General features: G+C 72.1%; 14 protein-coding genes, 1 tRNA gene and 2 rRNA genes. 9 read left to right on the top strand and 8 right to left on the bottom strand.

Annotated elements, in window-relative coordinates; translation table 11 throughout:
• Positions 1–33 precede the first annotated feature (33 nt).
• A complete protein-coding gene (locus tag WIS52_RS26660; protein WP_349301141.1) occupies positions 34–1,002 on the bottom strand; it encodes a carbohydrate kinase family protein in 969 nt (322 codons plus the stop codon).
• A 102-nt stretch (positions 1,003–1,104) separates the two neighbouring features.
• Between WIS52_RS26660 and WIS52_RS26655 the strand changes: the two genes are divergently transcribed.
• Complete coding sequence (locus WIS52_RS26655; protein WP_349301140.1) at positions 1,105–2,112, top strand: CobW family GTP-binding protein; 1,008 nt, start codon at positions 1,105–1,107, stop codon at positions 2,110–2,112.
• Between the two features lie 258 nt (positions 2,113–2,370).
• Here the strand turns inward: WIS52_RS26655 and WIS52_RS26650 are convergent, their stop codons facing one another.
• The 4 genes from WIS52_RS26650 to WIS52_RS26635 all read right to left on the bottom strand — a co-directional run bounded on the left by WIS52_RS26650 (position 2,371) and on the right by WIS52_RS26635 (position 5,904).
• Positions 2,371–3,009, bottom strand: coding sequence for a hypothetical protein (locus tag WIS52_RS26650; protein WP_349301139.1), 639 nt, complete (start codon positions 3,007–3,009; stop codon positions 2,371–2,373).
• Between the two features lie 86 nt (positions 3,010–3,095).
• The gene (locus WIS52_RS26645) at positions 3,096–4,130 is read right to left on the bottom strand and encodes a small ribosomal subunit Rsm22 family protein (protein ID WP_349301138.1); all 1,035 of its coding nucleotides are present in this window, start codon (positions 4,128–4,130) and stop codon (positions 3,096–3,098) included.
• A 60-nt stretch (positions 4,131–4,190) separates the two neighbouring features.
• The gene (idi, locus tag WIS52_RS26640; protein WP_349301137.1) at positions 4,191–4,730 is read right to left on the bottom strand and encodes an isopentenyl-diphosphate Delta-isomerase; all 540 of its coding nucleotides are present in this window, start codon (positions 4,728–4,730) and stop codon (positions 4,191–4,193) included.
• Between the two features lie 10 nt (positions 4,731–4,740).
• A complete protein-coding gene (locus WIS52_RS26635; protein WP_349301136.1) occupies positions 4,741–5,904 on the bottom strand; it encodes an NAD(P)/FAD-dependent oxidoreductase in 1,164 nt (387 codons plus the stop codon).
• A 165-nt stretch (positions 5,905–6,069) separates the two neighbouring features.
• Here WIS52_RS26635 and WIS52_RS26630 point away from each other — a divergent pair, with 165 nt between their 5' ends.
• Positions 6,070–7,524, top strand: coding sequence for an MDR family MFS transporter (locus tag WIS52_RS26630; protein WP_349301135.1), 1,455 nt, complete (start codon positions 6,070–6,072; stop codon positions 7,522–7,524).
• Positions 7,525–7,528: 4 nt separating this feature from the next.
• Here the strand turns inward: WIS52_RS26630 and WIS52_RS26625 are convergent, their stop codons facing one another.
• Positions 7,529–8,818 carry an MFS transporter gene (locus WIS52_RS26625; protein WP_349301134.1) on the bottom strand — a complete coding sequence of 430 codons (1,290 nt, stop codon included), beginning with the start codon at positions 8,816–8,818 and terminating at the stop codon, positions 7,529–7,531.
• Positions 8,819–9,189: 371 nt separating this feature from the next.
• On the opposite strand from WIS52_RS26625, the gene WIS52_RS26620 reads away from it, so the two are divergent.
• The 4 genes from WIS52_RS26620 (at position 9,190) to WIS52_RS26605 (ending at position 13,311) form a co-directional block, all read left to right on the top strand.
• Positions 9,190–10,488 carry a YeeE/YedE family protein gene (locus WIS52_RS26620; protein WP_349301133.1) on the top strand — a complete coding sequence of 433 codons (1,299 nt, stop codon included), beginning with the start codon at positions 9,190–9,192 and terminating at the stop codon, positions 10,486–10,488.
• Between the two features lie 90 nt (positions 10,489–10,578).
• Positions 10,579–11,466, top strand: coding sequence for an AurF N-oxygenase family protein (locus WIS52_RS26615; RefSeq protein WP_349301132.1), 888 nt, complete (start codon positions 10,579–10,581; stop codon positions 11,464–11,466).
• Between the two features lie 9 nt (positions 11,467–11,475).
• The gene (locus tag WIS52_RS26610) at positions 11,476–12,942 is read left to right on the top strand and encodes an FAD-dependent oxidoreductase (RefSeq protein WP_349301131.1); all 1,467 of its coding nucleotides are present in this window, start codon (positions 11,476–11,478) and stop codon (positions 12,940–12,942) included.
• A gap of 99 nt (positions 12,943–13,041) precedes the next feature.
• A complete protein-coding gene (locus WIS52_RS26605; protein ID WP_349301130.1) occupies positions 13,042–13,311 on the top strand; it encodes a DUF4287 domain-containing protein in 270 nt (89 codons plus the stop codon).
• A 72-nt stretch (positions 13,312–13,383) separates the two neighbouring features.
• On the opposite strand, the gene WIS52_RS26600 is transcribed toward WIS52_RS26605, so the two are convergent.
• A tRNA-Arg gene (locus tag WIS52_RS26600) sits at positions 13,384–13,457 on the bottom strand.
• Between the two features lie 162 nt (positions 13,458–13,619).
• Here WIS52_RS26600 and WIS52_RS26595 point away from each other — a divergent pair.
• Positions 13,620–14,423 (top strand): PP2C family protein-serine/threonine phosphatase, encoded by an 804-nt coding sequence (locus WIS52_RS26595; RefSeq protein WP_349301129.1) that lies wholly within the window; start codon positions 13,620–13,622, stop codon positions 14,421–14,423.
• A 134-nt stretch (positions 14,424–14,557) separates the two neighbouring features.
• On the opposite strand, the gene WIS52_RS26590 is transcribed toward WIS52_RS26595, so the two are convergent.
• Complete coding sequence (locus WIS52_RS26590) at positions 14,558–15,202, bottom strand: methyltransferase domain-containing protein (RefSeq protein ID WP_349301128.1); 645 nt, start codon at positions 15,200–15,202, stop codon at positions 14,558–14,560.
• A 734-nt stretch (positions 15,203–15,936) separates the two neighbouring features.
• On the opposite strand from WIS52_RS26590, the gene WIS52_RS26585 reads away from it, so the two are divergent.
• Together WIS52_RS26585 and WIS52_RS26580 are read left to right on the top strand one after the other, a co-directional pair.
• Positions 15,937–17,458: ribosomal RNA gene (locus WIS52_RS26585) — 16S ribosomal RNA — on the top strand.
• Between the two features lie 305 nt (positions 17,459–17,763).
• Positions 17,764–18,115 (top strand): 23S ribosomal RNA (locus WIS52_RS26580); the annotation flags it as partial.

The raw sequence follows: 18,115 nt of genomic DNA, 5'->3' as shown, positions 1-18,115 counted from the left end.
GGTGCTGTTGCTTCGGCTCTCGACCGCCGAGCCTCAGTCCGTGGCGTCGAGCTCCGCGCGGGTCGGCGGGTTCGCGCCGTGCCGGGAGCAGGTGATCGCCGCGGCGGTCACGGCCTCGGACAGCACTCCGTCGAGCGAGCCGCGGTCGATCCGGTAGAGATCCTCGCGGGCCGAGGCTCCGAGCAGACCCCGGCGGTGCAGCCCCGCGAGCATCGCGGCGGTGAAGCTGTCCCCGGCCCCGACCGTGTCCACGACCTCGATCTTCCGGCCGGGCAGCACGGTGTGCAGCCCGGACGCGGTGCCGGCGAGCACGCCCTCCGCGCCCAGGGTGACGACGACCATGGCGGGCCCGAGCTCCAGCCACTCGCCGACGACGTCGCCCGGCTCCCGGCCGGGCAGCAGCCAGGCGAGGTCCTCGTCGCTGACCTTGACCACGTCGGCGAGCCCGAGCAGTTCGTGCACGCCGGGCAGCACCTCGTCCGGGGAGCCCATCAGCATCGGCCGGAAGTTCGGGTCGTAGCTGATCGTCGCGGTGTCCACCGCGGACGCCATCAGCTCGCGCAGCACCTCGGCGCCGGGCGCCGTGGTCAGCGCCAGCGATCCGGAGTGGACGCAGACGACCTTCTCGTCGAGGGCACCGGCGAGCTCGTTGGGCGACCACTGCCAGTCCGCGGTGCCGGAGATCCGGAAGTCGTAGGAGGCCTGCCCGTCGTCGGCGACCTCGACGATCGCGAGCGACGACTGCTCGTCGGCCCGCACCGCGTGGGACAGGTCGACGCCGTTGTCGGCGAGGTGGGCGCGCAGCTTGCGGCCGAGCAGGTCGTCGGAGAGCCGGGCCAGCATGCGGGCGCCGACGTCGAGCCGGGACAGCCCCACCGCCACGTTCGCCGGGCTCCCCCCGGGAGCGAACTCCCAGTATCCCTCGGCGGGGGCGGGGACGACGTCGACCAGGGCTTCGCCGGCGACGGCGATGACCCCGGATCCGGCAGCTGTGTCGGGCATGGGGGAACTGTATCGACACGTCGCGGGAGGTCCGGTCCTGACGTGATCTTCGCCGACCCGTCCGGGTCACCGGCTGTTCACCGCGCGTGGTACTCATGTCGGGTGTCCCGGAGGATCCCGGTCGTGGTGCTGGCCGGGTTCCTCGGAGCCGGCAAGACGACCCTGCTGAACCACCTGCTGCGCAGCGGTGGCGACGCGCGCATCGCCGTGGTGGTCAACGACTTCGGCTCGGTTGGCATCGACGCCATGCGGCTGGCCGGCCAGGCCGGCGCGGTCGTCGGCCTCGGCAACGGCTGCCTGTGCTGTGAGGTCGGGGAGGACGGTGTCGGCGCCGTCCTGGAGGACCTCGCGCGGCGCCGGGACGAGATCGACGTGATCGTCATCGAGGCCAGCGGCATCGCCGAACCCGGCGCCCTGGTGCGGATGGTCCTGGACGGCCTGGGCCGGCACTTCAGCTTCGGCGGGCTGGTCGAGGTCGTCGACGCCGCCGAGTTCGAGGCCACGCGGCGGCGTCACCGGCAGCTCGACACCCACCTCGGGCTGGCCGACCTGGTGGTGCTCAACAAGATCGACCGGGTCGGTCCGGGCACGCTCTGGCGGGTACGACGGCTGTGCCGCGAGGCCAACCCGCGGGCCCCGATCGTCCCGGTGCAGGACGGCGCCGTGGACCCCGCGCTGCTGTTCGACATCGAGATCGTCCCGGGCCGGCAGCTGATGCTCGGCGAGCAGGTCGGCGAGACCGACGACCACACCGCACACCTGCACGCCGGGTACCAGAGCGTCAGCTTCGTCTGCGACGAGCCACTGGACGCCGGCCGGCTGCAGGACCTGCTCGACGCCCGCCCGTCCGGGTTGTACCGGGTCAAGGGCTCGGTGCGGTTCGCGGCCGCGCCGACCCGGGACCGCTGGGACCTGCACACCGTGGGCCGGTACGTGCGGTTCCACCGGACCCGGTGGGACGCCGGTGAGCCGCGGCGCACCACCCTGCTGCTGATCGGGACGGGCCTGGACGAGACCGCCCTGCACCGGCAGCTGCGCGCCTGCGTCGCCGCCGACGACGACCGCCGCGACCCCGACGCGCTGCTCCCGGTCGTCCGCTACGCGGTCTGACGGATCCGCCCGCCTCCGTCCCGCCAGCCGTGGCTGATCACCGATCGGGCCCGCAAAGCGGACGAATCCGGCCGGGAACCGGGCCCGATCGTCGATCACCCCGGCTCTGCGACGACCCGGTGGCCGGAGGCAGTGCGCCGGCCGGGTGCCACGTTCCGGCCCTCCCCGGGGCGGGAACGTGGCGCTCGACGCCGCGACCGTGCGCACCGCGTCCCCGCGTCGCACGGGGGCGGACGCGGGCCGCCCGGCCGGGCGCGCTCAGACCGAGGTCAGGTCCGGACCGGTGCGCGGCTGGTCGATCGCGCGCAACGCGTCGGCGGCCCAGGTCTCGGCGCCCGCGACGGCCGTCCACAGCAGACCACCCAGGGTGCGGGTCGGGTCGATCCGGCCGGCCTGCCAGGACGGGCTCGCCGCGATCCGCTCCGCGCGGGCGCACAGCGCCCAGTCGGCGGACGTCCGGTCGGTGACGTCGCGGGCGAACCGGTCGTGACCGAACCGCCGGCGGTAGGCCCGCACCGGGTCGGTGACCGCGTGGATCGCCGACAGCACACCGAGCACGGCGGCGAGCGCGACCGGCAGCGTCAGGACGAGGACCGCGATCGACCAGCCCCAGCTGTTGTCACCCACGGTGAGGGCGACGGCGACGGAGCCGAGGATCGCCGTCGCCGTCATCGCGCCGGCCGGGAGCTTGGTGTAGACGAGGTCGCCCTTGTCGTCGATCACATAGGACGTGTCGGCGAGGAGGGCCGGGTCGTGCACGCGGTAGCCGCGGCGGGTACGGATGAGGGTGGGGAGCCGCTCGGTGGGGGCGCCGGTGACGAAGTCGTTCATGTCGTGCTCGATCTGGGAGAGAACCTGCTGCTCGCGGCCCACCGAATGGCCGTCGCGCCCGGACATCGCACACGATGCCGGTCGGTGTTACAGCTTGGCTACGAAAGTGCCCGTGATCGTCGGTGTGGGATCGCCCACAGTGTCTTCAGTGGTCACGGAGCGAGGCCGGGAGGCGGCCAGGAGTCGCCCCACGCGGCGTCACGGGCGGCCCGGTGGAGCTCTTTGCGACTGCGCGGCACGAGGGCGTCGCCGAGCGTGCCGTCCGCGTCGCAGACACGGAGAGTCACAAGACCTTTCCGGGTGCGGGGGTGCCGCACCACCCGTCCGGGAGCCGGGCTCGCGCCGCCGGAGCGCACCGCGACGACGTAGGAGAACTTCTCGTCCTCGTGACCCAGTGACGCGGCCTTGAGCGTCCGGTGCCGGGAGCTACGGCTCACCCTGGCGGCGAAGTGGCACCAGTCGTCGCCGGTCACCGGGCAGCTGCCGTCGTGCGGGCAGGGCGCGGCCACCGACATCCCCGCGGCGAGCAGCCGGGTCCGCGCGGCGAGCACCCGGGCGTACCCGGCCGGCGTCCCGGGTTCGACGATCGCCACCACCCGGGCACTGCGGGCGGCCGCGTCGACCAGACCGTCCCGGTCGGCCCCGGACAGCTCCCCGAGCAGGTAACAGGCCGTGAGCAGGTCGGCCTCGGGCAGCTCGGACTGCGCGCCCAGCTGCGCGGCCTCCCAGCGCGCCGCCCGGACCGCAGGGGCCGTGGCGCGCGCGGCGAGCCGGGTACCCAGCGTCCGCACCGGGGCCGCGGCCTCCAGCACGGTGCACCGGCGCAGCGCGGGCCACACCTCGGCGGCCGCCCACACGGCCGCGCCGGTCCCGCCGCCGACGTCGACGTGCGTCTCCGGGGCGGGCACCCGCCCGGCGGCCCGGCCGAGCACGTCCCGCACCGCCGCGTGGGTGGCCGGCATCCGGTACGCGGCGTAGGCGGCCGCGTCGTCGGCCGTGCGCAGGATCGACGACGACGGCGGCGCGGTACCGCCCGAGCCGCCCGGACCGCCCGAGCTCGAGGACCCGCTGCGGTACTCGCGGATCAGCCGGTCGACCACCGGCGCGAGCCGGCCGGCCGGGATCGGGTCGAGGAGCTCGTCCAGGGCCGTCGCCAGGTCGTCGGGCAGCGCGTTCACGCCGGACATCTCAGCACGGTGCTGATGCGCGCTCCGCAGGCTCTGACCTGTTCGCTCCGCACGCTCCGCTCACGGACGGGAGCCGCTCAGCAGCGGGTCGTCCAGCGCGTCGAGCAGCGGTGCCTGCAGCCGCGCCCACGGCGACAGCCCGGACGACGGGTCGTCGGCGGCGGCGCGGAACTCCGGCCAGCTCCACCACCGGACGTCCTCGACCTCGTCCGGGCGCGGGTCGGGCTCGCCGGTGATCCGGGCGAGGAAGACCGGGCACAGCTCGTTCTCCTCGACCCCGTCCTGCGACGCCCGGTAGCTGAAGTCGGGCAGGACCAGCCGCAGCTCGGTGGCGGTGATCCCCAGCTCGTCGGACAGCCGCCGGTGCACCGCGTCGGCCGGGTCCTCGCCGGGGCCCGGGTGCCCGCAGCAGGTGTTCGTCCACACCAGCGGGAACGCCGCCTTGCTCCGGGAGCGGCGGGTGACCAGCAGCCGGCCGCCGTCGTCGACGCCGTAGCAGGAGAACGCGAGGTGCCGCGGTGTCGTCGCGCCGTGCACGGTCGCCTTGTCCGCCACACCGACCGCGTTGCCGTCGTCGTCCAGGAGCACGACCTGTTCCATGCGCCCCTGTCTACCGGACGGCGCCGCCGCGGGCCCGGCGATGCGCCCGGATCACAGCGGACGGCAGCCGCCCCGCCACCAGGGCGAGCGCGGCGGGGGAGACGGTGCCGCGGCCCAGCCCCAGCCGGACCGCGCAGTCGAACACCGTCCGGTGCGCGGCGGCCGCGCCGATCGCGGCGTCCAGGAACCCCGGCCGGACGGCGAGCCGGGCCAGCGCGCCGACGTGCCGCTGGTGCCGTCCGAACGCCCGCTCCATCGACGCGCGCTGCGCGGCTCCCGCACCGGCCCCGCGCAGCGCGTTGCGGCCGGCGAGGAGCCCGGAGGCGACCGCGTCGAAGATCCCCTCGCCGGTGAGCGGGTTGACCGCGGCCGCGGCGTCGCCGGCGAGCAGCACCCGGCCGTCCGGCTGGACCCGCGGGCTCGTCGACAGCGGCAGGTGGTGCGCGCGCAGCGTCGCCGGATCGGGCACCTGGCCGGGCAGCAGCGCGGCGAGCCGCGCCAGCAGCTCCGCACGGGATCCCGCGCCGTCCCGGTGGAACACCCCGTAGCCGACGTTCGCCCCGCCGCCGGGCACCGGGAACGACCAGGCGTAGGCCGGGTGCGGCCCGGCCGCGAACTCGATGGTCAAGGTCTCCGCATCGGCCGCCACGGGGGCGTAGCCGCGGATCGCGACGGCGGTGTCCGCCGGCCGCGGAGCCGGGCCGCCGAGTGCCCGGCGGACCACCGAGTGCGCGCCGTCGGCGCCGACGACCGCCCGGCCGGCGAGCGTGCCGTCGAGCACGATCCGGTCCCCGTCGTCGGTGAGCTCGCGCACCCGGTGCCGGCGCAGCTCGGCCCCTGCGTGGACGGCCGCGTCCACCAGCGCGGCGTCGAACCACCGGCGGGGGACCACCCGGTTCGGCCGCGGCGCGGCCCGGTGCGCGACGCGCCCGCCGGGGGTGCGCAGCCGCAGCATCGGCACCTCGAGTCCCAGCTCGCGAACCCCGGTGACGCCCAGGTCGTCGAGCAGGTCGAACACCTCGGCGGCGACGCCGTCACCGCAGGTCTTGTCCCGCGGGAAGTCCCGGGCGTCGAGCAGCAGCACCGACGCACCGGGGCGCAGCGCCAGGGCGTGCAGCGCGGCGACCGCGCCGGCCGGTCCCGCCCCGACGACCACCAGGTCGTGGGTGTCCATTCCGACATCCTCTCGCGAGAGCGGGGTTCGCTCGCGGCGGAAACGAGTCGTATTCGGGGAGCGTTTCGTGTTGACTCGCAGGCACTCCCGCCACTCCCGCCGCGCCCCGGCACGCCCTCGACCGGGCGGAAGGGGATCCGGCACGCGCCCCAGGAGGTCACCACCGTGACGACCGAGCCGACCACCGGACCCGCCGCGCAGGACGCGCGGCTCCCGGCGGGCGTGCCGTTGATCATCTCGCTGCTCGTCGGCTCCGCTTTCGTCATGATCCTCAACGAGACGATCATGAGCGTGGCGTTGCCGGCGCTGATCGCCGACCTCGGCGTCACCGCCGCCACCGCGCAGTGGCTGACCAGCGGGTTCATGCTGACGATGGCCGTGGTCATCCCGGTCACCGGCTACCTGCTGCAGCGCTTCCCGCCGCGCCGGGTGTACCTGGCGTCGATGGCCCTGTTCAGCGCCGGCACCCTGCTGTGCGCGCTCGCGCCGGTCTTCCCGGTGCTGCTGGCCGGCCGGGTCGTGCAGGCCACCGGGACCGCGGTCATGATCCCGCTGCTGATGACGACGATCCTGCGGCTGGTCCCGGCATCCCGCCGCGGCCAGACGATGGGCACGATCTCGATCGTCATCGCGGTCGCTCCGGCGGTCGGGCCGACGATCTCCGGGGTGATCCTCTCCGCGCTCGGCTGGCGCTGGATGTTCTGGCTGGTGCTGCCGATCGCGCTGCTCGCGCTCGCGGCCGGGGCGACCTGGCTGAAGGTCGCCGCCGAGACGAGCCGGGTGCCGCTGGACGTGGCCTCGGTGCTGATCTCCGCGGTCGCGTTCTCCGGACTGGTCTTCGGGCTGTCCTCGATCGGTGAGTCCGCCGCCGGTTCGGCGGCCGGCGGCGGCGAGGCGCACGGCGGCGTCCCGCCGTGGCTGCCGATGGTCGTCGGCGTGGTCGCGCTCGCGGTGTTCGTGCACCGGCAGATCCGGCTGCAGCGCACCACCGGCGCGCCGCTGCTGGACCTGCGGCCGTTCGCGATCCGCCGCTACACGCTGGCGCTGATCCTGGTGGCGACCGGGTTCATGGCGCTGTTCGGCGCGATCATCCTGCTGCCGCTCTACATCCAGGAGGTGGTCGGCGACAGCGCGTTCGTCGCCGGCCTGGTGGTGCTGCCCGGTGGCCTGGTGATGGGCCTGATGGGGCCGGTCGTCGGCCGCGCCTACGACCGGTTCGGCGTCCGACGGCTGGTGATCCCCGGCTCGCTGCTGCTGGCCGTCGCGATGTGGGGCTTCACCACGCTCGGCGCCGCGACCCCGCTCTGGCACGTGGTCGCCCTGCACGTCTGCCTGTCCGCCGCGCTGGCCCTGATGTTCACCCCGCTGATGACCGACTCGCTCGGGGCGCTGCCGGGCGAGCTGTACTCGCACGGCAGCGCCATCCTGACCACGCTGCAGCAGGTCGCAGGCGCCGCCGGCACCGCGCTGTTCATCACCGTGATGACGCTGGCGTCCGCGGGCGCCGGGGTGACCGAGGGCGGGCTGCGGGCCGCGTTCCTGACCGCGGCGGTCATCTCGCTCGCGGTGGTGGGGGTGGCCTTCCTGACCGGCCGCCGGACCGAACCCGCCCCGGGCTGACCGGTCAGGTGTCGGTCAGCCGGTCGCGCGAGGTCTCGCGCAGCGCCAGGACCGACGCGGCGGAGATCAGCGCCAGCACCGCGACCACGATGCTGATCGTCATGGTCCCCATCCCGGCGGCGACCATCGACGCGAACGTCACCGGTGCCAGCCCGGCCCCCAGACCGGAGAGCTGGTAGGCCAGCGACGCGCCGGTGTAGCGGGTGCCGGTGCTGAACAGCTCCGAGTACAGCGCCGCCGACGGACCCATCCACGCGTTGAAGACGATGTGCATCACGACCAGGGCGACGGTCAGGGCCGCCACCGAGCCGGTGTCGACCAGCGGGAAGAGCGCGAAGAACCACAGCGTGGTGGCGACGATCCCGGCGAGGACGACCGGTCGTCGTCCGACCCTGTCGGTCAGCGTCGAGAACCCGATGATCGCGACGAGCGCGCCGACCGCGGACAGCGTGAGCGCGTTGAGCACGCTCACCCGGTCGAACCCGCTCTGCACCGCGTACGACGTCAGGAACGTGGTGAAGGTGCCCTGGACGACGAACGCCCCGAACCCGATACCGACCGCGAGCGCCAGGTTGCGCGGGTGCTTGCGCAGCACCTCCAACAGCGGGGGGCGGGCCGGCGTCGCGTCGGCAGCGGCCTGGAAGACCGGGGTCTCGGTGACCTTGAGCCGGACGAACAGGCCGATCACGAGCAGGACGATGCTGAGCAGGAACGGGATCCGCCAGCCCCAGGCCAGGAACGCCTCCTCGCTGGTCAGCGCGGCCGCCGCGGCCAGCACCCCGGTCGACAGCAGCAGGCCGACGGGCGCACCGGCGTTGGTGAAGCTGGCCCACAGCCCGCGCCGCGACGACGCGTGCTCCGCGCTCAGCAGCACCGCGCCGCCCCACTCGCCGCCGAGCGCGACGCCCTGCATGACCCGCAGGAACACCAGCAGGACCGGCGCCAGCGCGCCCACCTGGGCGTAGGTGGGCAGCAGGCCGATCAGCGTGCTGCTCACGCCCATCAGCGTCATGCTGATGATCAGCATGTTCTTGCGGCCCACGCGGTCGCCGAAGTGCCCGAACACGATCGCGCCGATCGGGCGCGCGACGTAGCCGGTCGCGAGGGTGCCGAACGCGGCGACCGTGCCGACCAGCGGATCGAGGCTGGAGAAGAAGACCTGGTTGAACACCACCGCCGCGGCGGTGGCGTAGAGGATGAAGTCGTAGAACTCGATGACGCTGCCGAGGAAGCTCGACAGCACCGCGCGCCGTCGCTGGGTCACCGAGAAGCTGGGTTGTTGGGTCTGTGTCACGAGCGGGTCCCTGACGGTCGGCCGTATTCCGGACGCGCGGTCCCGCACTGCGGGGGCGGGCGCCGGGGGCGAACCGTCCCGCGACGACCGGAGTGTCGCAAAGATCCTGTCACGGAACGACTGCTCTGCGTGGTCACTCGGACGGGGTCCACTGTGGGGTGACTCACTCGATCGTTTCACGGTGCGGGGTGGCGCGGCGGCGTGGCGCCGTGCCTGCACACTGGTGGCCGGGCGCCGCGGGGCCGCCCGGGCCCCTCACCCGCCGGCGCGGCCGCGCCCCGGCAGCCCCGCGTTCGTCGAGGCCCACCCCGATCCACCCGTGACCGCCGCCGTCGCCGGTCCGGGCCCGACCGTCCTTCGTCAGGAGAGTCATGTCCGTCGTCAGCGACGAGCCGTCCACCGGACGCCCGTCGGCCCTGGTCCGCGCGCTGCGCGGCATTCCCGCGCGCGAGCGGTCCGCGTTCGGTCCGCAGGACCGCGCCGCGAAGCCGCCGCAGTGGCGGGTCGTCGCGATCGGTCTCGTGCTCGCCGTGCTGTTCCTGATCGGGGTGGGCACGGTCGCGCCGGCCACGATGGTCGGCACCGCCGCGCTCGGTCTCGCCCTCGGCTTCACGCTGTTCCACTCCCGGTTCGGCTTCACCTCGGGATGGCGCCAGCTCGTCGCGGTCGGGCAGGGCGCCGCGATCCGCGCGCACATGATCATGCTGGGGACGGCGTCGGTGCTGTTCGCGGTGATCCTGAGCTCCGGGTTCGCGCTGGCCGGCGAGCCGAGCGGGTACGTCAACCCGATCGGGATCCCGCTCGTCGTCGGCGCGTTCCTGTTCGGCGTCGGGATGCAGGTCGGCGGGTCGTGCGCCTCCGGGACGCTGTTCGCGGTCGGCAGCGGGCAGAGCGCGATCGTGCTGACCCTGTTCGGGTTCGTCGTCGGATCGATGTTCGCGGTGTTCACGCACACCTTCTGGACCGAGACCGTGCCGCGCGGGGCGTCGGTCGACCTGGCGGCGCTGCTGGGCTACCCCGGCGCGCTGGCCGTCACCCTGCTCGCGCTGTCCGCGATCACCGTCGGCACCTGGGTGGTCGCGCGGCGCCGGACGCCGCCGCCGGTCGAGCGCCCGCCGTCGGCCCGCGGGATCGCCCGGGTGCTGCGCGGGTCCTGGCCGATGTGGGTCGGCGCGCTCGTGCTGGCGGGCCTCAACGCCGCGGTGCTGTTCGTCTCGGCCGCCCCGTGGGGCGTGACGTCGGCGTTCGCGCTGTGGGGGTCGAAGTTCCTGGAGCTGTTCGGTGCCGACATGGCGGGCACGGCGTACTGGCAGGTCCCGGCGAACGCCGAGGCGCTGGCGAACCCGGTGCTCGCGGACCGGATCTCCAACCTCGACGTCGGCATCATGATCGGCGCGCTGATCGCGTCCGCGGCCGGCGGCGCGTTCGTGCTGCACAAGCGGGTCCCGTGGAAGCTGGCGCTCGGCGCGGTGCTCGGCGGCATCGCGATGGGCTACGGCGCCCGCCTGGCCGGGGGCTGCAACATCGGCGCCTACTTCTCCGGGATCGCCTCGTTCAGCCTGCACGGCTGGGCCTGGGCGGTCGTCGCGCTCGGCGGGACCTGGGTCGGGCTGAGGCTGCGGCCGCTGTTCGGCATGGCCAACCCGAAGCCCGCCGACTCGCTCTGCTGATCTTCTTCCGGACCGTCGCGCGGTGCTGTAACCGGTGGTAACGTTACCGCCGGTTACAGCACTCGACGACGACGTCCGTGAGGAGCCGGGATGACCACGACCGTCCACCGGGAGAGCACGGCGCAGCGGCTGCTGCGCTCGTCGGACCAGCTGTCCTACGACCCCGTCAGCGAGGTGGACTGGGAGACGCCGCTGGACCCGGGACACCACGGCATGAGTCCGGAGTGGAGCTCGCTGTACGGCACGGCGTACTGGGACGGGATGCCCGAGGAGCAGCGCCGCGAGCTGACCCGCCACGAGTCGGCGTCGATCGCCTCGACCGGCATCTGGTTCGAGATGATCCTGCAGCAGATGGTGCTGCGGGACTTCTACGCCAAGGACCCGACCGACCCGGCGTTCCAGTGGGCGCTCACCGAGATCGCCGACGAGTGCCGGCACTCGATCATGTTCGCCCGCGGTGCCGCGAAGCTCGGCGCCCCGGCGTACGTCCCGAAGCGGTCCACGGTGGAGCTGGGCCGGGTGTTCGCCGCGGTCGCCTCCGGCGAGGCCGCCTACGCCTCGATCCTGGTGGCCGAGGAGGTGCTCGACGTCATGCAGCGGGACTGGATGCGCGACGAGCGCGTCGCCCCGTTCGTCCGGACGATCACCAACATCCACGTGGTCGAGGAGTCGAGGCACATGGCGTTCGCCCGGGACGAGACCCGGGAGCGCCTCGCCGGGGCCGGCCGGCTGCGCCGCGGGGTCGACGCGGTGGTGGTCGCCGCGGCCGCCTACATGATCGTCACCAGTATGTGGAGCCCGCAGGTCTACGCGAACGCCGGCCTGGACACCCGGCGGGCGGTGCGGGAGGCCCGGGCCAACGAGCACCACAAGGCGCTGCTGCGGTCGTCGTGCGCGGGGTTGATGGAGTTCCTCGGCTCGTGCGGGTTGCTCACCCGGCCCGCGCTGTGGTTCTACCGGCGCGCGAACCTGATCTGAGCGCGCGCCGTGGCGTTCGCGATCACCCAGTCCTGCTGTGCCGACGCCTCCTGCGTCGCCGCCTGCCCGGTCAACTGCATCCACCCCACGCCGGACGAGCCGGACTTCACGAGCACGGACATGCTGTTCGTGGACCCACGGGCGTGCATCGACTGCGGGGCCTGCGCGGACGCCTGCCCGGTCGACGCGGTGCACCCGGTCGAGCGGCTGACCGGCCCGCTCGCCGGCTACGCCGAGGTCAACGCCGCGTACTACGACGACCGGCCGGTCGCGGAGTCCGTCTCGCCGCTGTTCCACGAGTGGGGTCCGCCCTCGTTCGGCCCGGGCACGCCCGCGGGTGCGGAGCCGCTGGACGTCGCGGTGGTCGGCACCGGTCCGGCCGGCATGTACGCGGCACGGGAACTGTTGCTGCACAGCCCGTCCCGGGTGACGCTGATCGACCGGATGGCTACCCCGGGCGGGCTGGTCCGCTACGGCGTCGCCCCGGACCATCCGGCCACGCGGCGGATCGCCGAGTCGTTCGCCCACATGCACGCCCACCCGAGGGTGCGGATGCGGCTGGGCGTCGAGGCTCGTCCCGACGAGCTGTCCGCGCGCCACGACGCCGTGGTCTGGGCGGTCGGCGCGTCCGCGTCCCGTGAGCTCGGTGTGCCGGGGGAGGAGCTGCCGGGCAGCGTCGACGCGGACACCGTCGTCGGCTGGTACAACGGCCGGCCGGACGTGCCCGCCGACGCGGTCGAGCCGGCGTCGCGGGTGGTGGTGGTCGGCACCGGCAACGTCGCGATCGACATCGCCCGGGTCCTCACCGCCGACCCCGACGACCTGGCCGGCACGCCGATCGCCCCGCACGCGCTGGTGGCGCTGCGGTCCGGCGCCGCACGCTCCGGTGTGCCGCGGGAGGTCGTGTTGCTCGGCCGGAGGGGCCCGGAGACGGTGGCGGCGACCGCACCGGAGCTGCGCGAGCTGCTCGGCCGGGCCGCGGTGCCGGTCGTCGTCGACGACCACGACCCGCGAATCGCTCCGTCGCTCGACGGCCCCGGTGCGGGTCTGCTGCGGGATGCGGCGCGCACGCCCGTCGACTGGTCGGCGCCGCCGGCGGGCCCGCGGGTGGTGTTCCGGTTCCACTCCGCCCCCGACCGGATCGACGGGGTCGGCCGGGTGCGGAGCGTGCGAACCGTCGGGGTCGACATCCCGGCCGGCCTGGTCGTACGGGCCGTCGGGCACCGCGGCCGGCCGGTTCCGGGGCTGCCGTTCGACGACGCCCGCGGCGTGATCCCGCACGACGCGGGCCGGGTCGCCGGCCGGCCCGGCCACTACGTCGTCGGCTGGATCAAGCGGGGGGCATCGGGTGGGATCGGTGCGAACCGGCGGTGCGCCGCGGAGACCGTCGGGTCGCTGCTCGACGACGCCGCGGCCGGGCGGCTGCCGGCGCGGCGGCGCCCGTGGTCCCGGTGGCGCACCGCCGTGCGGGGGTGACGGCGGAGGCCGGTCACCGGTCGCCTGGGGAAATCGATCCTCTGTGGACCGATGATCCGTCATGATCGACGCATCTCTCGACGAACCGGAGGAAGCGCGATGAGCGGATTCCAGACCTACCTCGACAACGCCGAGCGCCAGACCGGCACCACCCCACGCCGGTTCCTCGAACTCGCGGAGGAGTGCGGGCTGCTGGGTGCGAAGGCGGGCGAGGTCATCGCCTGGCTCAAGACCGAGCACGGACTCGGCCACGGGCACGCCGCGAACCTCGCGCAGCTCGTCACGAAGGGCGTCGACGCGACCGCCGCGAAGTACGGCGACGACGGGGTGCTCCATCTCGACGGGCTCGCGGCGCGCGGACTCGAGTGAGACCGGCGCTCCCGTCGTGCCGGGGACGGGCGCCACCGGCGCGGTGGCGCGCCGCGTCGGACGTGCGTCGTGTGCCCCCGGCAGGACTCGAACCTGCGACCTAGAGATTAGAAGGCTCTTGCTCTATCCAGCTGAGCTACGAGGGCGAGCTCCAGCGCACACGGTAGCGAACACGTGTCCCCGACCACCCGGCCGACACCGCCACGACCCCTCGGACGGCGTGCCGAACGCCATCCGTCCGGTGGAAGCCGCCACGGAAACGGGCCTCGCCTGCAACGCTGACGGACGGTGACGTCCATACTGTCGGCATGGTTCTGGGACTGCGATCCGCAATCGGGTCGGATGTGGGTCGCCGCCGGACGTCGAACCAGGACTCCGGGGCGACGACCGGCCGCCTGCTGATCGTCGCCGACGGCATGGGCGGGCACGCCCACGGCGAGATCGCGAGTGCGACGACGGTGTCGGCGTTCACCGAGATGGACGCGCGTCTGCCCGAGGATCTCTCGGACGTCGACCTCGACGCGGAGCTGAACTCGGTGCTCGCCGACGCGACCGACCGGCTCGGGCAGCGGGCGAGCGACGACCCGGAGACCCGCGGCATGGGGACGACGGTCGTCTCCCTGCTGCTGACCGGTGAGCAGCTGGCACTGGCGCACATCGGCGACTCGCGGATCTACCGGCTGCGTGCGGGCGAGCTCGACCAGCTCACCCACGACCACACCATGGTCCAGCAGCTGGTCGACCAGGGGCAGATCACGCCGGAGGAGGCGGCGCACCATCCGCGCCGCTCGGTGCTGATGCGCGCGCTGAGCACCGACCACGCCCCGGAGCCCGATCTCGACCGGATCGACATCGCCGAGGGCGACCGCTTCCTGCTGTGCTCGGACGGCGTGACGGCCGTGCTCGACGACGACGCGCTGCGGCAGGAGCTGGGCTCCGGTACCGAGCCGGAGGACGTCGTCGCCCGCCTGATCGAGCTCTCCAACGACGGCGGGGGACCGGACAACATCACCGCGATCGTCGCCGACGTCGTGGACGTCCCGGCCGATGCGCCACAGGCGCAGCACCTGCGCGTCGCCGGGGCGGCCGCGGAGATCGCCACCTCGAACTGACCGACGTCGCCGGCCGACGCGGGCCGCGCGGTGACGGTGCGCCCTCGGCTCGGTGCCGGCTCCCGCTCCGGGGTACCGGCCCGCTTGCCGCGGGGCGGCGACGCGCGCTCCGCGCGGTGCCGGGTGGCGTCCGCTCAGCGCCGGGCGACGATCCGGCGCAGCCGCACCCTGTGCGCGGCCGAGCGGTGCGCGGCCAGGGAGTCCCGGACGTCGTCGGGAAGGTCCGGCGGGTAGACCCCCGCCCGGCACAGCAGGTCGATGTCGTGCCTCCGTTCCCGCCCCGCGCCGTCCACGGCCGGAACGTCGAGGACGAAACCCAGCCGGTCGTCGGCCAGGACCGCGAAATCGGCCGACGACGCCAGCCACTCCGGATGCTCGACCGCCGACCGGTGCCGCCACGCCCCGCGGACCGCCCGGGTCAGCCCACGCTCCCGCCAGCCGAGCGACACCGGGGCAGGGACCATCAGCGACAGCAGTCCGTGCGGCGCGAGGACCCGGCGCATCTCGGCGAACAGCCCGTCCATGTCGGGTAAGAGCGGAAGCACCAGGGGGAGCGCGATCCGGTCCACCGACCGGGGCCGGACGGGGAGCGCGGTCGGCGACGCCGGCAGGTACGCGGGCGAGCCCCCGCGCGCCTCGAGGACGACACCGGACGGAGCGACCGTCGCCCGGACCCGGCTGCTCGCCCCCGGAGCACGACACCACTCCGCGGCGGTCGGGCCCGGGTCGGCACGCAACCGGTGGAGCACCGGATCGAGGACATCTCCGTCGCTGCGCATCCCGGGAGTCTCGCCGAGGTGGCGGGAGCGGCTCCGAGCCACCACCCCGGCTTCCGGCCTGCGCCACACGCCGAGCGGTCCGATCGTCACGATGACCGCCCGCACACCCACCGTGACCGATTCGCCGGGAACCGGTGCGCCCCGTGCCGACCGTTCGTCGCCCGGCAGTACACGGTGGACGGCCGGAAAAAATTTTCAGATCGCCTGCCGCACATCCGACCTCGGACGAACGACGGCGGTGTCGGCCCGCAGGAGGACCGAAGTGGACCAGCTCTTGCGGGATCCGGCCAGGTCAACCAGTATGCGGAGGAGGCCCGTGGCGACGACCGTTCGTCGCGCGACGGGGTCGGTGCCCATCGTGGGCCGGCGCGGCTGTGGAGCGTGTTCGCGCAGGTCAGCCGGTGTTTCCGACCCCGGTTTGACGGGCCCTGACAGCATGCCGTAACTTATTTCCTGTCAGCGAGTGAGCCGGACAGAACGGGCCCTGGAGCCCGGTCAACAGGCCCGCTGGCCGCCCCCCGGTAGGCCCCGGATTTTCCGGCGTGGTTATCGTGGTGGGGCCAAGGTGATCCACCTTCGGATCCGGCTTATCGGTCGGTGATGTGGTGTGGGTGTCCTTTGAGAACTCAACAGTGTGTCGAGCTATGTTTGGCGTTTTTATGCCAGATTGTTTGACGGTTCGTTGCCCGGCCCCGTCGGGTTGGCGGATCGCAGTTGTTTGTTTGTCAGGGTTTTTGTTGGAGAGTTTGATCCTGGCTCAGGACGAACGCTGGCGGCGTGCTTAACACATGCAAGTCGAGCGGTAAGGCCCTTTCGGGGGTACACGAGCGGCGAACGGGTGAGTAACACGTGGGTGACCTGCCCTCCACTCTGGGATAAGCCCGGGAAACTGGGTCTAATACCGGATAGGACCTCTGACCGCATGGTTGGGGGTGGAAAGTTTTTTCGGTGGGGGATGGGCCCGCGGCCTATCAGCTTGTTGGTGGGGTGATGGCCTACCAAGGCGGTGACGGGTAGCCGGCCTGAGAGGGCGACCGGCCACACTGGGACTGAGACACGGCCCAGACTCCTACGGGAGGCAGCAGTGGGGAATATTGCGCAATGGGCGGAAGCCTGACGCAGCGACGCCGCGTGGGGGATGACGGCCTTCGGGTTGTAAACCTCTTTCGCCAGGGACGAAGCTAACGTGACGGTACCTGGAGAAGAAGCACCGGCCAACTACGTGCCAGCAGCCGCGGTAACACGTAGGGTGCGAGCGTTGTCCGGAATTATTGGGCGTAAAGAGCTCGTAGGCGGTGTGTCGCGTCGATCGTGAAAACTTGGGGCTTAACTCTGAGCGTGCGGTCGATACGGGCATCACTTGAGTTCGGCAGGGGAGACTGGAATTCCTGGTGTAGCGGTGAAATGCGCAGATATCAGGAGGAACACCGGTGGCGAAGGCGGGTCTCTGGGCCGATACTGACGCTGAGGAGCGAAAGCATGGGGAGCGAACAGGATTAGATACCCTGGTAGTCCATGCCGTAAACGTTGGGCGCTAGGTGTGGGGACCATTCCACGGTTTCTGTGCCGCAGCTAACGCATTAAGCGCCCCGCCTGGGGAGTACGGCCGCAAGGCTAAAACTCAAAGGAATTGACGGGGGCCCGCACAAGCGGCGGAGCATGTGGATTAATTCGATGCAACGCGAAGAACCTTACCTGGGTTTGACATGCACCAGATCGCCTGAGAGATCAGGTTTCCCTTGTGGTTGGTGTGCAGGTGGTGCATGGCTGTCGTCAGCTCGTGTCGTGAGATGTTGGGTTAAGTCCCGCAACGAGCGCAACCCTTGTTCCATGTTGCCAGCACGTAATGGTGGGGACTCATGGGAGACTGCCGGGGTCAACTCGGAGGAAGGTGGGGATGACGTCAAGTCATCATGCCCCTTATGTCCAGGGCTTCACACATGCTACAATGGCTCATACAGAGGGCTGCGAGACCGTGAGGTGGAGCGAATCCCTTAAAGTGAGTCTCAGTTCGGATCGGGGTCTGCAACTCGACCCCGTGAAGTTGGAGTCGCTAGTAATCGCAGATCAGCAACGCTGCGGTGAATACGTTCCCGGGCCTTGTACACACCGCCCGTCACGTCACGAAAGTTGGTAACACCCGAAGCCGGCCGCCCAACCCCTTGTGGGAGGGAGTCGTCGAAGGTGGGACTGGCGATTGGGACGAAGTCGTAACAAGGTAGCCGTACCGGAAGGTGCGGCTGGATCACCTCCTTTCTAAGGAGTCTCACCATGTGGTGGGGCGCCACGAGGCTTTTCGAAGGTTTGTGGTTCCTTTACTGATTCGCATCCGGCAGGGCCGTTCGTGTCCTGGGGTGTGGCTGGGTGGAACATAATGGACGCCTGTTGTGGCGTGGCTTGGCACACTGTTGGGTCCTGAGAGGACACCGAGTTTTTCGGTTTCTCTGTGGCCGCGTGTTCGAGGGTTGTCCTAACGCCTCCTGTGTGGGGGTGGTGGTTGCTTCTCGGGCTTCTGTGGTTGTGGGTTGAGTGTTGCATAGTGGATGCGAGCATCTTGTTGTGGTCAAGTTGTTGAGAGCACATGGTGGATGCCTGGGCATCAGGAGCCGATGAAGGACGTGGGAGGCCGCGATAGTCCTCGGGGAGCTGTCAACCGAGCTGTGATCCGAGGGTGTCCGAATGGGGAAACCCAGCACCCGTCATGGGGTGTTACCCGTACCTGAATTCATAGGGTGCGTGGAGGGAACGTGGGGAAGTGAAACATCTCAGTACCCACAGGAAGAGAAAACAACCGTGATTCCGTGAGTAGTGGCGAGCGAAAGCGGAAGAGGCTAAACCGTGTCCGTGTCAAGCCGGCAGGTGTTGCGGGTGCGGGGTTGTGGGATGCATTGTTCACCTTCTGCCGAGGGTGGG

The sequence above is a fragment of the Pseudonocardia nematodicida genome (assembly GCF_040105385.1).
Classification (GTDB): domain Bacteria; phylum Actinomycetota; class Actinomycetes; order Mycobacteriales; family Pseudonocardiaceae; genus Pseudonocardia; species Pseudonocardia nematodicida.
Note: the sequence above shows the minus strand (reverse complement) of the source record. Positions and strands in the feature narration are given on the sequence as shown.